This is a genomic window from Delftia sp. SD018, from assembly GCF_017355445.1.
In the GTDB taxonomy this organism is placed as follows: Bacteria; Pseudomonadota; Gammaproteobacteria; order Burkholderiales; family Burkholderiaceae_C; genus Comamonas; species Comamonas acidovorans.
The window spans coordinates 58,135-72,401 of record NZ_JADDRN010000024.1; the positions used below are offsets into that span (position 1 = coordinate 58,135).

Annotated in this window: 11 protein-coding genes; 7 read left to right on the plus strand and 4 right to left on the minus strand. The window is 67.2% G+C overall.

Annotation, left to right across the window (positions count from 1 at the left end):
• Positions 1 to 8 precede the first annotated feature (8 nt).
• The gene (locus INR38_RS21685) at positions 9 to 1,187 is read left to right on the plus strand and encodes a M20 aminoacylase family protein (RefSeq protein ID WP_207443095.1); all 1,179 of its coding nucleotides are present in this window, start codon (positions 9 to 11) and stop codon (positions 1,185 to 1,187) included.
• A gap of 21 nt (positions 1,188 to 1,208) precedes the next feature.
• On the opposite strand, the gene INR38_RS21690 is transcribed toward INR38_RS21685, so the two are convergent.
• Positions 1,209 to 1,808 carry a YigZ family protein gene (locus INR38_RS21690; protein WP_013802201.1) on the minus strand — a complete coding sequence of 200 codons (600 nt, stop codon included), beginning with the start codon at positions 1,806 to 1,808 and terminating at the stop codon, positions 1,209 to 1,211.
• 196 nt (positions 1,809 to 2,004) lie between these two features.
• Between INR38_RS21690 and INR38_RS21695 the strand changes: the two genes are divergently transcribed.
• The 6 genes from INR38_RS21695 (at position 2,005) to INR38_RS21720 (ending at position 8,983) form a co-directional block, all read left to right on the plus strand.
• Complete coding sequence (locus INR38_RS21695) at positions 2,005 to 2,175, plus strand: hypothetical protein (protein WP_207443094.1); 171 nt, start codon at positions 2,005 to 2,007, stop codon at positions 2,173 to 2,175.
• A 236-nt stretch (positions 2,176 to 2,411) separates the two neighbouring features.
• The gene (locus INR38_RS21700) at positions 2,412 to 3,278 is read left to right on the plus strand and encodes a LuxR C-terminal-related transcriptional regulator (RefSeq protein WP_207443093.1); all 867 of its coding nucleotides are present in this window, start codon (positions 2,412 to 2,414) and stop codon (positions 3,276 to 3,278) included.
• Between the two features lie 101 nt (positions 3,279 to 3,379).
• Positions 3,380 to 5,116 carry an FAD-dependent monooxygenase gene (locus INR38_RS21705; protein WP_192366750.1) on the plus strand — a complete coding sequence of 579 codons (1,737 nt, stop codon included), beginning with the start codon at positions 3,380 to 3,382 and terminating at the stop codon, positions 5,114 to 5,116.
• A complete protein-coding gene (locus INR38_RS21710) occupies positions 5,113 to 5,352 on the plus strand; it encodes a DUF2783 domain-containing protein (RefSeq protein ID WP_099733488.1) in 240 nt (79 codons plus the stop codon). The genes INR38_RS21705 and INR38_RS21710 overlap by 4 nt, the downstream gene beginning before the upstream one ends.
• 67 nt (positions 5,353 to 5,419) lie before the next feature.
• Positions 5,420 to 6,412, plus strand: a complete 993-nt coding sequence (locus tag INR38_RS21715) for an AraC family transcriptional regulator (protein WP_123693579.1) — start codon at positions 5,420 to 5,422, stop codon at positions 6,410 to 6,412.
• 75 nt (positions 6,413 to 6,487) lie between these two features.
• Entirely contained in the window at positions 6,488 to 8,983 is a 2,496-nt protein-coding gene (locus INR38_RS21720; RefSeq protein ID WP_013802206.1) for a YgiQ family radical SAM protein, read from the plus strand.
• A gap of 13 nt (positions 8,984 to 8,996) precedes the next feature.
• On the opposite strand, the gene INR38_RS21725 is transcribed toward INR38_RS21720, so the two are convergent.
• The 3 genes from INR38_RS21725 to INR38_RS21735 all read right to left on the minus strand — a co-directional run bounded on the left by INR38_RS21725 (position 8,997) and on the right by INR38_RS21735 (position 14,171).
• Complete coding sequence (locus INR38_RS21725) at positions 8,997 to 11,459, minus strand: EAL domain-containing protein (RefSeq protein ID WP_013802207.1); 2,463 nt, start codon at positions 11,457 to 11,459, stop codon at positions 8,997 to 8,999.
• 332 nt (positions 11,460 to 11,791) lie between these two features.
• A complete protein-coding gene (locus INR38_RS21730; protein ID WP_207443092.1) occupies positions 11,792 to 12,781 on the minus strand; it encodes a CoA transferase in 990 nt (329 codons plus the stop codon).
• 193 nt (positions 12,782 to 12,974) lie between these two features.
• The gene (locus INR38_RS21735) at positions 12,975 to 14,171 is read right to left on the minus strand and encodes an amino acid aminotransferase (RefSeq protein WP_012205827.1); all 1,197 of its coding nucleotides are present in this window, start codon (positions 14,169 to 14,171) and stop codon (positions 12,975 to 12,977) included.
• Positions 14,172 to 14,267 lie beyond the last annotated feature (96 nt).

The following is a 14,267-nucleotide window of genomic DNA, read 5'->3' on the forward strand; positions in this document are numbered from 1 at the left end:
TGCCGCACATGAACACCCTTCTGGACACTTTGCGCGGCTCGGCCGCAGCCTTCGTCGAGGTGCGCCGCGACATCCACAGGCACCCCGAGCTCGGCTTCGAGGAGCACCGCACCAGCGCCCTGGTCGCGCGGCAACTGGAGCAATGGGGATACGAGGTGGAGCGCGGCCTGGGCGGCACGGGCGTGGTGGGGCGGCTGGTGCGCGGCAGCGGCAGCCGGCGCCTGGGCCTGCGCGCCGACATGGACGCGCTGCCCATCGCCGAGGCCAATGAATTCGCCCATGCCAGCACGCATGACGGCGTGATGCATGCCTGCGGCCATGACGGCCATACCGCCATGCTGCTGGCAGCGGCCCGGCATCTGGCCGAGCACGGCGGCTTCGACGGAACGCTCACGCTGATCTTCCAGCCTGCGGAGGAGGGCGGCGGTGGTGCCCTGCGCATGATGGAAGATGGGCTGTTCGAGCGCCACCCCTGCGACGCCATCTTCGCCATGCACAACATGCCGGGCATGCCCCAGGGACGGCTGGCGCTGCGCGAGGGCGCAGCCATGGCGTCCTCCGACTACGCCACGCTCACCCTCATCGGCGTGGGAGGGCACGGTGCCATGCCGCACCGCACGGCCGATCCCATCGTGGCGGCCGCCAGCATCGTCATGGCCTTGCAGACCATCGTCTCGCGCAACATCGATCCGCTGCAGATGGCGGTGGTGACCGTGGGCGCCATCCATGCGGGCAAGGCCAACAACGTGATTGCCCACAGCGCTGTGCTGGAGTTGAGCGTGCGTGCGTTGGATGCCGATGTGCGCAGGCTGCTGGAGCAGCGCATTCGCGAACTGGTGAGTGCGCAGGCCGAGAGCTTCGGCGTGCAGGCGCAACTCGAGTGGCGGCCCGGCTATGCCGTGCTGGTCAACACGCCCAAGGAGACGGACTTCGCGCGCCAGATCGCGCTGGAGCTGCTGGGCCCGGAACATGTCACGCTGCAGGCGCCACCCTTGCCGGGCAGCGAAGACTTCGCCTTCATGCTGCAGCGCGTGCCTGGCAGCTATCTGCTGATTGGCAATGGCGAGGGAAGCGAGCAAGGCGCCTGCATGGTGCACAACCCGGGCTATGACTTCAACGACGACAACATCGCCGTGGGCGCCGCCTACTGGGTGCTGCTGGCGCAGCGGTTTCTGGTGGCCGGTTGAACTGCTTGAGCCCGGCGCATCTCATTCGCCGGGGTGGACTTCCATCCAGCCCACGCGCCCCTGACCGCTCTCGTTGAGGCGGCTCACAAAGCCTTCAGCCTGCGACTGCGGCAGGCGCAGATCGAACTGCACCAGGGAGCCGTGCTCGACCTGGAGCAGCTCGGCGCCTGCTGCATCGATCTCGCGGCGCACCAGGCCTTCCAGCGCATAGGGCACGGCGCAGCGCAGCGATTGCATGCGCTGCAGTGTCACTTTCTCGGCGGTCAGCAGGGCCTGGGCCACGGCATCGGTGTAGGCGCGCACCAGGCCGCCTGCGCCCAGCTTGACACCGCCGAAGTAGCGCACCACGGTGGCCAGCACGCCTTCCAGATCCTGGTGGCGCAGCACGTCCAGCATGGGGCGGCCTGCCGTGCCGCTGGGCTCGCCATCATCGACGGCTGCCGACTGGCCGCCTGCCAGCAGCGCCCAGCAGACATGGGCGGCGCCGGGGTGCTCGCGCCATAGCGCATCGACCACCGCCTGGGCGCTTGCGCGGTCGGCCATCGGCTGCACGCAACCGATGAAGCGGCTTTTCTTGATGATGAGTTCGCTGTGCGCGGGCGCGCGGAGTGTCTGTGGCATGGAGGGCAGCAAGCTTACCCGATCGCCCCTGGCCCGGGGTTTGGCGCATGGATTCATTACGCCTTTATTACGAAGCGCTACACATTTGTGAGCATGCGTACCTTGTGTCATTTCAGCTTCAGAGGGTTGCATCCAGGTTTGTCCTACAGAAATCGTGAAAGATTCGCAGTAAGCTTTCTGTCAAGGAGGCGCAACCATGAACACCCCACCTTCCCGCGATCCCGTTCTCACCGAACACACCTTTGGCCGCGATCATTTCAGTCCCCCGCCCATGGCGCTGGAGCAAACTGGTCAGGACCATGAAGCCGCTGGCGGCGGCATTCCTCTGGATCTGGACCAGCGCATCCGCAACGTCGGCGAATGGTGATGGCAGGTGCCGCCTGGCCAAGGGCCTGCAGCGGCATCAGTACTGTCAGGTCCGGCTGGACCGTGCAGCGGCCCGCCGACAGGCGGTGACCCTCAAGCGAACAGACCGCGAACCAGGCGCAGAAGGCTCTTGCCTCGCTGCGCTGGATTTATCATTTCCAGTTTCCAATTTCCACGTACCTACCCACCCAGGCCGGCTGCGCGAAGCGTCGGCCTTTTTGCATTCCTGCAGGAACCATGAGCACTGACACAGGGCGCAGCCATTGGCTGCTGGCGCCTGCCTCCGCCAGCGACGCCAGCCTGCCCGTGCCCCTGGGCGATGTGACGGCGCTGCTGGAGCAGGTGGGCCGCTCCAGCGCCAGCAGCGACGAGGTGGCCGGGCAGTTGCTGCATTTGCTGGGCCGGCACGTGCCGCTGGCGCAGTGCACCATCTTCTCGTTCCAGGGGCGATCACGTCCGCGCATCGTGGGTTTTGGCGACCGGGCACGCACGGGGGCGCTGCCCATGATTTCGCAGGACTACAGCGAGCGCTTCTATCCGCTCGACGGCGCACAGCGCGTGATGCAGGCGGAACTTGCGCGGCAGCAGCACGACCCCCAGGCTCCCGCGCGCGTGTGGCTGCACCGCCAGCGCCCGTGCGATGTCAGCCATCCCGAGTACCGCCATGTCTGCTATGGGTTGCCGCGCCTGGTGGAGCGGCTCTCGCTGCTGACCCTGCAGCCTGGCGCACGGTGGCTGGCGGTGAACCTGTACCGGGGCGAGGAGCACGGCTGCCTTGATGCGCAGTCCATCGCACGCATCGAAGCCTTTGCGCCCCTGGTCATGCAGGCCATGCGCCTGCACTATGCGGGCCAGGCGCTGCAGGATGATCTGGCTGGGCTGGTGCTGGCGCGCCTGGCCGGGCGCTTTGCCCACCTCACGCAGCGCGATCTGGACGTGGTGCGCTGCGTGATCGAGGGGCTTGATGCCGAGCGGCTGGCGCAGCGCCTGGGCATCACCGTGTCCAGCGCGCGCACCTATCTCAAACGGGTCTGCGCCAAACTGGGCGTGCAGGGGCAGCGTGAGCTGTTTGCCTTGTTGATGGCGCCCGAGGCGCTGTCCTGAGCCCCGGAGGCGGGCGCCGCAGTCTGTCCCCATCTGGGGACATCGCTATGGTCGGTGCTGCCTACACTGCGCCCTGAACAAGACGCACGACGGAGACCCCCATGCACCAGCCCCATGCCCAGCCCAGGCAGTCCATCTACTACCGCTATCAGGTGCATCGGCCCTGGCTGCCATCGGAGCATCCGGGGGTGCAGCGGCACCCCGTCGTCATTGTCGGAACGGGGCCGGTAGGCCTGACCACGGCGCTGGAGCTGGCGCGCCACGGGCAGCGATGCGTGCTGCTGGAGTCCGAGCTGCAGGTATCCGAAGGCAGCCGCGCCATCGTCTTCACGCGCCGCTCCATGGAGATCCTCCAGCAGGTGGGCGTGGCCGGGCGGGTCAGCGACAGCGGGCTGCCATGGCGCTTTGGCAACTCCTTCTACCGGGGCCAGCGCGTGTTTCGCATGGAAGCACCGCACAGCGAGGACGACCGCTTCTTCCCCATGACCAACCTGCAGCAGCAGTACCTGGAGGAGTACCTGGTCGATGCCGTGCTGGCCCATCCGCTGATCGAGTTGCGCTGGGGCAACCGCGTGGAGCGGGTGGAGCAGGCTGGCGAAGGCGCCGCTGCAAAAGCGCGGCTGCAGGTGGACACGCCCGAGGGGCCGTATGCGCTGGAAGCCGACTGGCTGGTCGCAGCCGATGGCGCACGCTCGGGCATACGCACGGCCATGGGCCTGGTCATGGAAGGGGCGTCATACGAAGGCCGCTTCGTGATTGCCGACATCCGCATCGACCTGCCGCTGCCCACCGAGCGCCTGGCCTTCTTCGATCCGGTGTGGAACCCTGGCAACACCATCCTCATGCACCGCGAGCCGCACGGCATCTGGCGCGTGGACTACCAGTTGCCTGCGGGCGAAGATCCGCAGCAGGCACTGCAGCCCGAATCGCTCAAGGCGCGCATCGATGCGCAACTGGAGATGATCGGCTTTGGCGGCACCCCCTGGGAGATGGACTGGAGCTCGGTCTATTCGGCGCGCGCGCTGACCTTGCCGGACTACGTGCACGGCCGCGTGGTCTTCACGGGCGATGCGGCCCACCTGCTGCCCATCTTCGGGGTCCGCGGCGCCAACACCGGTTTCCAGGACGCCCAGGCCCTGGCCTGGCGCCTGGCCCTGGTGGCGCGCGGCGTGGCGCCGGCCCGCTTGCTGGACAGCTACAGCAGCGAGCGCGTGGGCGCGGCGCGCGAGATTGTCGAAGAGGCCGGCAAGAGCACGCGCTTCATGGCGCCGCCTTCGCGCGGCTTCCGGCTGCTGCGCGATGCCGTGCTGTCGCTGTCGCTCACCCAGGCCTTCGTGCGCCCGCTGTACCACTGGCGCACATCTCGCCCCCATGAGTACGCCCGCTCGCCCCTCAACAGCAGGGACGACGACAACCATTTGTTCAAGGGCGGTCCTGCCCATGGCGCGCCGCCGCAGAACGTGTGCCTGGCGCCGGACGACTATCTGCTGGACCACCTGGGCGGCGGATTCGACCTGCTGTATTTCACCGATGGCTCGGCCGTGCCGCCCGCGTTGAGCGAGGTTGCCCGCGTGGTGCGCGGCCGCGGCGTGGGCCTGCGCATCGTGGCCATCTCCAGCCAGGCGCAGCCGCAGCCAGTTCAGGGCGCTGACCTGACCCTTTCCGATAGTCAGGGCCGCTGCCGCGAACGCCATGGCGTGCCCGCTGATCCACCTTCTGGCGCCGCCTACCTGCTGCGGCCCGACCAGCACGTCTGCGCACGCTGGCTGGCGCTGGATGCGCGGCGCCTGCAATCCGCACTCGACAACGCCACCTGCACGCAAGGAGCCCAGGCATGAGCCCAGCACACACATCGCCAGACACGCTTGAATCGCCCGGCACCCTGGATATCGCCGGTCTGGAGGCCGTCTACGACCAACTGGCCACGGCCATTGACGCGGCAGGCCCGCAGCAGTCCGAGCTGTTTCTGGTCAAGCTGGCACTGCTGGCTGCCGAGCGGCTGGGCAGCGCCCGGCAGTTCTCCGAGCTGGTGCAGGCGGCGCAGCAGGATCTTCAGCCTAGGGTAAACAGCTAGCCCTGCCGGGTGGTTGCGAGGCCGGCGCTGGCTAACATCGGCCCGGAATCAAGGATGCCACGACCCCATGGATGTGCTGAGCGAAGTTCTCGATATTTGCCGGTCAGAGCGCGCCGTGACGGCGCGTTTTGCGCTGACCGCGCCGTGGAGCCTGAAGTCCACGGGCGTCACGGGCGCCATGATCCGCATGGCGCGCGGCGCGCCCTACTGGATACAGGTGGAGGGCATGCAGCCGCTGCGGGTCGAGCCGGGCGACCTGGTCATGCTGCCCATGGGTGCGGCACATGTGGTGGCCTCGGATCTGGGCATGGCCTGCGAGCTGTTCTCGCGGCTGATCTCCCGACATGCCGAAGGCCCGCAGGACGAGAATCCGCTGGTCTTCAGCCATGGCGGCGGGGGCGAGGCGACCGACATGTTTTCGGCCCTGCTGTGGTTTTCAGCCTATTGCCGGCATTCGGTGTTCCGCATCCTGCCGCCGCTCATCCACATACGTGCAAGCGATCTGCCACTGGCCGATTGCCTGGCCGCCACCATGCAGTCGCTCACGCTGGAGACGCTGGCGCGGCGCCCGGGCTGGCGCCTGTCGGCCGCGCGCATGGGCGAGCTTTTGCTGGTCAACATCCTGCGCGAGCACCTGGCGCGCGAGGCCGCCGTGGGTGAAGGCTGGCTGCGGGGCCTGGGCGATGTCTGCATTGCCCGCGCCATCGTCTGCATGCACCGGGAGCCGCAGCGCAGCTGGAGCGTGGAGACGCTGGCGGCCGAGGCCGGCATGTCGCGCACCCGCTTCAGCATGCGTTTCAAGCAGCTGGTGGGCGCCACGCCCATCGGCTACCTGACGGCGCACCGCATGGCGCTGGCCGCACAGCAGATGGAAGCCGGCGGGCTGTCATCGGCCCGCATCGCAGAGAACGCGGGCTACGACTCTCCCAAGGTGTTTGCGCGGGCCTTCCGCCGCTGGTCCGGGCACACGCCCAAGGCCTATCTGGCGCAGGAGGCCGCAAAGAGGTCGGGCTGGCAGCAGCAGGAAGGCCGTATCAGGGGGCTGGAGCAAGACCCTTAGCCAGCAGGGTTGAGTGCCGAAACGTACACTGGCCGGTTCCTTTCGCACAGGCTCCCAGAAGCCGAACCGCCCATCATGAACGCCCCCGTTGACGTTTCCTTTTTCCATCGCGCTGCCAAGCCGCTGACCAGCTACCGACCGTACTGGGCCAAGCGCTTCGGCACGGCCCCGTTCCTGCCGATGAGCCGGGCCGAGATGGACCAGCTTGGCTGGGACAGCTGCGACGTGATCCTGGTGACGGGCGATGCCTATGTGGATCACCCCAGCTTCGGCATGTCGGTGATCGGCCGGGTGCTGGAGGCGCAGGGCTTTCGCGTGGGCATCATCGCCCAGCCTGACTGGCAAAGCGCCGAGGCCTTCAAGGCCCTGGGCCGTCCCAACCTGTTCTGGGGCGTGACGGCGGGCAACATGGATTCGATGATCAACCGCTACACGGCCGATCGCAAGATCCGCTCCGACGATGCCTACACGCCGGGCGACGTGGGCGGCAAGCGCCCTGATCGCGCGGCCATTGTGTACAGCCAGCGCTGCCGTGAGGCATACAAGGACGTGCCCATCGTGCTCGGCGGCATCGAGGGCAGCCTGCGCCGCATCGCCCACTACGACTACTGGAGCGACAAGGTGCGCCGCTCCATCGTGGTGGACAGCAAGTGCGACATCCTGCTGTACGGCAACGCCGAACGCGCCCTGGTCGAGGTGGCCCACCGCCTGGCCGCGCGCGAGCCCGTGGAGAGCATTACCGATGTGCGCGGCACGGCCTTCTTCCGCCGCGAGTCGGAAGCGGGCTGGTTCGAGCTGGATTCCTCCGTGGTGGACGAGCCTGGCGTGGTCGAGCCCCACATCAACCCCTACATGACCACCAGCGAGCAGGCCGAGGCCCAGGGCCAGACCTGCTCCAAGGAAGAGGGTGATGCCGCCGCGAAGCCGGACGGTGCCTCGGTCGCCGCCGTTCAGACCATCCAGTTCGTGCCCAACCCGTCGCTGCGCGGCAAGGGCAAGCAGCCGCCGCGCGACAAGACCGTGCTGCGCCTGCCCAGCTACGAGCAGGTCAAGGCCGACCCCATCCTCTACGCCCATGCCAACCGCGTGCTACACCTGGAAACCAACCCCGGCAATGCCCGCGCCCTGGTCCAGGCCCACGGCGAGGGCGTGACCGCACGTGATGTGTGGCTGAACCCGCCCCCCATTCCGCTGACCACGGCCGAGATGGACTGGGTCTTCGGCCTGCACTATGCGCGCAGCCCCCATCCCAGCTATGCCGACGCCAGCGGCAGCCATGAAGGCGAGACCAAGATCCCGGCCTGGGAGATGATCCGCACCTCGGTCAACATCATGCGTGGCTGCTTTGGCGGCTGCACCTTCTGCTCCATCACCGAGCATGAGGGCCGCATCATCCAGAGCCGTTCCGAGGAGTCCATCATCCAGGAGGTCGAGGACATCCGCGACAAGGTCAAGGGCTTCACCGGCACCATCTCCGACCTGGGCGGCCCCACGGCCAACATGTACCGCCTGGGCTGCAAGAGCCCCGAGATCGAGGCCGCCTGCCGCAAGCCCAGCTGCGTGTTCCCCGGCATCTGCCAGAACCTGCACACCGACCACGCCCCGCTGGTCAAGATCTACCGCCGCGCGCGCAATCTGCCGGGCATCAAGAAGATCCTGATCGGTTCGGGCCTGCGCTACGACCTGGCCGTGAAGTCGCCCGAGTACGTCAAGGAGCTGGTGCAGCACCATGTGGGCGGCTATCTGAAGATCGCGCCTGAGCACACCGAGTCCGGGCCGCTGACCAAGATGATGAAGCCTGGCATCGGCAGCTATGACCGCTTCAAGCAGATGTTCGAGCAGTTCAGCGAGGAAGCGGGCAAGAAGCAGTACCTGATTCCGTACTTCATCGCGGCCCACCCGGGCACCAGCGACGAGGACATGATGAACCTCGCCATCTGGCTGAAGAAGAACGGATTCCGCGCCGACCAGGTGCAGACCTTCTATCCCAGCCCCATGGCCACGGCCACGGCCATGTACCACTCTGGCCGCAACACGCTGACCAAGGTGCGCCGCGAGATGCGCGACGTGAACGAGGAGTCGGTGGACATCGTGCGCGGTGAAAAGCGCCGGCGCCTGCACAAGGCCTTTCTGCGCTACCACGACCCGAACAACTGGCCGCTGCTGCGCGAGGCCTTGAAGGCCATGGGCCGTGCCGACCTCATCGGCAACGGCAAGCAGCACCTGATCCCCACCTTCCAGCCCCTGGTCGATGGCGGCTACCAGAGCGCGCGCCGCAAGAACAGCACGCAGGGCACGGGCGTGGCCGCACGTGCCGTGGTATCCCAGCAAGGCAAGGCCTACGCCCTCAACAAGGCCGGCGGCAAGAATGCCGGGCCGGGCAAGGTGCTGGCAGAGTCGCGCGAGCCTGCGGGCGATGTGCGTTTCCGTTCCAGCCAGCCCCAGCCGGGTCGCATGCTGACCCAGCACACGGGCCTGCCGCCGCGCCCCGGTGTGGGCGGTCCTTCCCGTTCTGCGGGCGCTGCCGGTTCGGGCCGCAAGGCGGCGCCGGGCGGTCGCAAGCCGCGCTGACGCGCCTTTGCCTCTAGCTGGCGGCCGGCGCCAGCGTGCCCTGCCATTCGCGGCGGGCGGCCTGGGCGCCGCTTTCAAAGTAATGCGTGTCCAGCGGCACGGGCCGTGCCAGGGCAAAGCCCTGTGCATAGTCCACGCCCACGGCCTGAAGGGCCTGGGCGATCTCGCGGGTTTCCACATACTCGGCCACGGTGCGCTTGCCCAGGATGTGGCCTATGCGGTTGATCATCTCCACCATGGCGTGGTTGCTGGGGTCCTGGAGCATGTCGCGCACAAAGCCGCCGTCGATCTTCAGATAGTCCACGGGCAGTTGCTTCAGATAGGTCAGCGAGGACATGCCCACGCCAAAGTCGTCCAGCGCAAAGCGGCAGCCCAGGGTGCGCAGGGCCTGGATCAGCCTGGTGGCACTGGACAGGCTGGCGATGGCGCTGGTCTCCGTGATCTCGAAGCACAGCAGCTGCGGCGCAATGCCATGCGTGCTCAGCTGTTTCTGCACGAAGTCCAGCAGCCCGTCGTCATCCAGGCTGGGGCCTGACAGGTTGATGGCGCAGGTGTCGATGTGGCGCAGTGCGGCCGGATGCTGGGCCAGCGTGGCCAGCGTTCTGGCGATCACCCAGCGGTCCACCGTGGGCATGATGCCGTAGCGCTCGGCCGCGGGAATGAAGGTGGCCGGCGAGATGATCTGGCCCTGCTCGTCGCGCAGCCGCAGCAGCACCTCGAAATGCAGGCCCCGCTGGCCGTCGGGCTGCAGCGGTGCAATGCTTTGGGCGTACAGGCAAAAGCGCTCCTGCTCCAGCGCCATGCGTATGCGTGTCACCCATTCCATCTCGCTGACGTGGCGGGTGTACTCGCCATCGTCGCTGCGGTAGACGTAGATGCGGTTGCGGCCGCGCTCCTTGGCGCGGTAGCAGGCCATGTCGGCCATGCGCAGCAGGTCCTGGGCCGACTGGACCTCGCCGCCGATGTGCACCAGGCCGATGCTCAGCCCCGTGCGCAGCACCTGCTTGCCCCAGTGCACGTGCAGGGCCTCGGTCGCCTGGCGCAGCTTCTCGGCAATGCGCAGGGCGGGCTCGGGCGGGCAGTTCTCCAGAAGAACGCCGAATTCATCTCCGCCCAGCCGCGCGAGGGTGTCGGTCTCGCGCAGGTTGTGCAGCAGCAGGCGGCTGACTTCGCACAGCATCTCGTCGCCCGCCGGGTGGCCGCAGGTCTCGTTGATGAGCTTGAACTGGTCCAGGTCCATGTACAGCACGGCCGAGGGCCGCAGCCTGTGCTGGCCCTGGTTGAGCAGGCGCTGCAGGCGGCGCTCGAACTCGACGCGGTTCTCCAGCCCGGTCAGCCCGTCGTGGCTGGCATGCCAAGACAGTTGGTCCAGGTACTGCTGCTCGCGCGAGACATCCCTGAGCACGATCACCGCACCGGCCGGGCGCTCCCCACCGCCGCTGATGGCCGACCCCATGAGCTTGACCGGCACGATGCTGCGGTCATGGCGCCGCAGCCAGCGCGTATGCTCCTCGCGCAGTTGCTGGCCCGACAGCAAATGGGCCAGCAGGCTTTCCGCGGTCTGGGTGGTGTCAATGCTGTTGAAATGCAGGCCCTTGGCCAGGTGCTGGCCCTTGAGCTGCTGCTCGCTGCTGCCCAGCAGGCCTAGCGCGGCGGGGTTGGCATAGTCCACCACGCCCTGGGCGTCCGTGGTGATCACGGCGTCCCCCAGCGAGGCCAGCGTGGTCTGGGCTCTTTCCTTTTCCGTCAGCAGGTCGTTTTGCACCTGCTGGCGCTGCTGCAGCATGCGCCGCGTATGCCAGAGCGCCACCAGGATCAGCGCCACACCCAGCACCAGATGGATGCCCTGCAGCCACATCACCATCTGCCGTGAACTGCGGCCCAGCGAAGCGCTGAACTGCTGGGTGGCCGGTGTGACGCCGGCGTTGATCTGCTCGATCTCGCGCTTCCAGGTGATGGCGTCCTCGGCGCTGACGCTGCCCACTGCGTGGCGCTGCTCTATCTCCTGGGCCAGCCTGTCGAGCTGCTGCAGATACTGGTCGCCTTGTTTCCAGTAGCGATAAGGCTCTTCCAGAAGCTCGACATGGCGGAAGGTCTGCATGAGCCAGATCAGCGCCTCGGCATCGTCAGGGTGGTTGCCTCCCAGAAGAATGCCGGCACGCGCATCCTTGACCCTGGCTGGCACATCGTCCAGCGCCATGCGCGCCTGCCAGTCGCCCGCGGGAATGGCCATGGCCTGCTCGAAGCGCGCCATGTCGCGCGCCGAGCCGCTGTCCACATAGCGGCTCAGGGCGTAGATGGCGTCCTTCTGTGCCTTGGACCACAGGCTTTCCCCGGCCACAAAGGCCCGCACGGCAGACACAAGGTACAGGCTGCCGCTGGCCATGACCACCAGCACCACGACCACCAGCACCAGGGGCCAGATGCGCTGCACCAGCTGCAGTACCGGCACATGGGCTGGGGGCTGGCTTTGCATGGGTGGAGCAGGGGAGGGTTGGCCGTGTGGGCGGCTCAGGCGCTGGCGCCAATGCGCCGCAGAACTGGCGCCGTATGGCTGGGTGGCTGACGCGTCCCGGATATCCGGGCGGTTGATGGATGTTCTCGAACCATGGGGCTGCCTCCAGATAAGCCGATTATGGGTGTTTCCAGATGTGTTCGGGTTGTCCGGTTGTATGCGCAACTCCGATTTAAGAGGAGCGGGCTATTACGGTAAAGAGGGTCATTGGCCGCAGCGTGCCAGCATGCTGCGGCCAGCCATGACCTGCGCGGCTTGTAGGTTGCGGGCAGGTGGTGCTTTTAGGTGTCCGCCTACAAGCGAGGCTGTGCCTGGGGTTGGCCGGGAAGAGGGTGCAGGGGCAGATCGTGCTGCTCGGCCAGGTCTGCCAGCTCGGCGCAGGACAAGGAGGCCAGGAAGGCTTGCAGGGCTGCATGCATGGCGGGGCTGCGCATGCTGGCGATGCTGCCATCGCCATTCACCGACGCCACGGCGCACAGGCGGGCCGCGAAATGCGGCTCCAGGGCCGCCACGGCCACCGATCCATCGGCGCAGGCGTAGACGCGATAGCCTGCGTGCGCGCCGCCCACATCGCCATCGGGCCGGGTCAGGCCCCAATGCCAGGGCAAAGCCAGCCACTGCGCGGCCTGGGCCAGGCCTGTTTCCTGGAGACTGCCGTGGCCGCTGCGCTGGCGCAGCAGCCAGGCCTTGAGCACGGCTTCGCTGGCCATCAGCGCACCGGCCATGTCGGCAAACAGGCTGGGTGGCATGGCGCCGCCCTGTACCAGCCCCGCCTCGGCCTGGTAGGTCAGGTCATGGCCCGGCACATCGGCCAGGGCTCCCGCGCTGCCGACGATGCGCACCAGCGACAGCTGCGGATGGCGCTGCTGCAGCGACGCCCAGTCCAGCCCCAGCTTGGCCAGTGCGGCGGGGCGGAACGAGGTGAGCAGGATGTCGGCCGCGTCCAGCGCATGGTGCAGCGCCGCCTGTCCTTCCTCGCTTTTGAGCTGTGCCTGCCAGACCGCAATGCCCTGGTGCATATCGGCATAGGCTTGCGGGCTGTAGCGCGCCATCGGGTCTGCACCGGCCGCACCGGCCGCACCGGCCGCGGCGGGCTGTGCAGACGGAGGCTCCAGCTTGCTGCACTGCGCGCCCATGGCGGCACAGCGCATCAGGGCGGCGGGGCCGGGCAGATTCAGGGCCAGACTCAGGATGCGCACGCCCGACAACGGCAGCCCGTTGGTGGGGGAAGAGGAGAGGGGCGCGTGTAGCGCAATGGGTTCAGGAGGCGCGTGATCGGGCATGGGAATGGAGCGTCTCGTTGTGCATTCGGTGTTTCAACTGCACGCATGATCGCACCCATGCCTCCCAGGGCCTGGCGCATACCGGACGGTGAGGATGCAAAAGCCGCCCGGAAAAAGAAAATGCCGCCAGGGCAATGCACCGTTGGCGGCATGTCTGCAAACCCGGCGCATGGCCGGGCAGCCGGGGCGGGGGTCAGACCACCTTGGCGATCGACTGGCAGACGTAGTCGATGTTCTTGCTGTTGAGCGCGGCCACGCACATGCGGCCCGTATCCGTGCCGTAGACGCCGAACTCGGTGCGCAGGCGCACCATCTGGTCCTTGCTCAGGCCGGAGTAGCTGAACATGCCGATCTGGGTGGTGATGAAGCCCATGTCCTGCTGGACACCGGCAGCCTTCAGGCCGTCAACCAGCTTCTGGCGCATGGCCTTGATGCGCACGCGCATCTCGCCCAGTTCCTTTTCCCACAGGGCGCGCAGCTCGGGGTTGTTCAGCACGGCGGCCACCACGGCGCCACCATGGGTGGGCGGGTTGGAGTAGTTGGTGCGGATGACGATCTTGAGCTGGCTCAGCACGCGGGCCGCTTCTTCCTTGTCGTTGGCCACCACCGACAGCGCGCCCACGCGCTCGCCGTACAGGCTGAAGCTCTTGGAGAACGAGGTCGAGACGAAGATGTTCAGGCCAGCGGCCACGAACTTGCCGATCACGGCGCCGTCTTCGGCAATGCCGTGGCCAAAGCCCTGGTAGGCCATGTCGAGGAAGGCCACCAGGCCCTTGGCCTTGACGGCGGCGATCACCTGGTCCCACTGCTCGGCCGTGATGTCATAGCCGGTCGGGTTGTGGCAGCAGGCGTGCAGCACCACGATGGTGCCGGCGGCGGCCGCGTTCAGGTCGGCCAGCATGCCTTCGAAGTTCACCTTGCGGTTGACCGCGTCGTAGTAGGCATAGGTGCCCACTTCGAAGCCTGCATTGGTGAAGATGGCCTTGTGGTTTTCCCAGCTCGGGTCGGAGATCAGCACCTTGGCGGCGGGGCTGATCTTCTTGAGGAAGTCGGCGCCGATCTTCAGGCCGCCGGTGCCGCCGATGGCCTGCACCGTGGACACGCGGCCGGACTTGACGACGTCGGACTCGGCGCCGAACACCAGGCCCTTGACTGCGGCATCATAGGCAGCGATGCCGTCGATAGGCAGGTAGCCGCGGGCCGTGGGCTTGTCCATCATCGCCTTCTCGGCGGCCTGCACGCATTCGAGCAGGGGCAACTTGCCGTTGTCGTCGAAGTACACGCCCACGCCCAGATTCACCTTGCTGGGGTTGGTGTCGGCAGCGAACTGCTCGTTCAGACCCAGGATGGGGTCGCGGGGGGCCATTTCGACGGCGGTAAACAGAGACATGAAGCGTCCTTGGGATGTCTTGGGAGGTGGAAAAAACGCGGCTAGCCCCAAGCTACGGTAGGCTTTCGGGTTAACCCATGAATTCTAGCGATCTCG

What these genes read in the sequence shown, in the direction of transcription:
- INR38_RS21685 (WP_207443095.1), top strand. Translation starts at nt 9, where the DNA reads ATGAACACCCTTCTGGACACTTTGCGCGGCTCGGCCGCAGCCTTCGTC.
- INR38_RS21690 (WP_013802201.1), bottom strand. Translation starts at nt 1,808, where the DNA reads ATGCCACAGACACTCCGCGCGCCCGCGCACAGCGAACTCATCATCAAG.
- INR38_RS21695 (WP_207443094.1), top strand. Translation starts at nt 2,005, where the DNA reads ATGAACACCCCACCTTCCCGCGATCCCGTTCTCACCGAACACACCTTT.
- INR38_RS21700 (WP_207443093.1), top strand. Translation starts at nt 2,412, where the DNA reads ATGAGCACTGACACAGGGCGCAGCCATTGGCTGCTGGCGCCTGCCTCC.
- INR38_RS21705 (WP_192366750.1), top strand. Translation starts at nt 3,380, where the DNA reads ATGCACCAGCCCCATGCCCAGCCCAGGCAGTCCATCTACTACCGCTAT.
- INR38_RS21710 (WP_099733488.1), top strand. Translation starts at nt 5,113, where the DNA reads ATGAGCCCAGCACACACATCGCCAGACACGCTTGAATCGCCCGGCACC.
- INR38_RS21715 (WP_123693579.1), top strand. Translation starts at nt 5,420, where the DNA reads ATGGATGTGCTGAGCGAAGTTCTCGATATTTGCCGGTCAGAGCGCGCC.
- INR38_RS21720 (WP_013802206.1), top strand. Translation starts at nt 6,488, where the DNA reads ATGAACGCCCCCGTTGACGTTTCCTTTTTCCATCGCGCTGCCAAGCCG.
- INR38_RS21725 (WP_013802207.1), bottom strand. Translation starts at nt 11,459, where the DNA reads ATGCAAAGCCAGCCCCCAGCCCATGTGCCGGTACTGCAGCTGGTGCAG.
- INR38_RS21730 (WP_207443092.1), bottom strand. Translation starts at nt 12,781, where the DNA reads ATGCCCGATCACGCGCCTCCTGAACCCATTGCGCTACACGCGCCCCTC.
- INR38_RS21735 (WP_012205827.1), bottom strand. Translation starts at nt 14,171, where the DNA reads ATGTCTCTGTTTACCGCCGTCGAAATGGCCCCCCGCGACCCCATCCTG.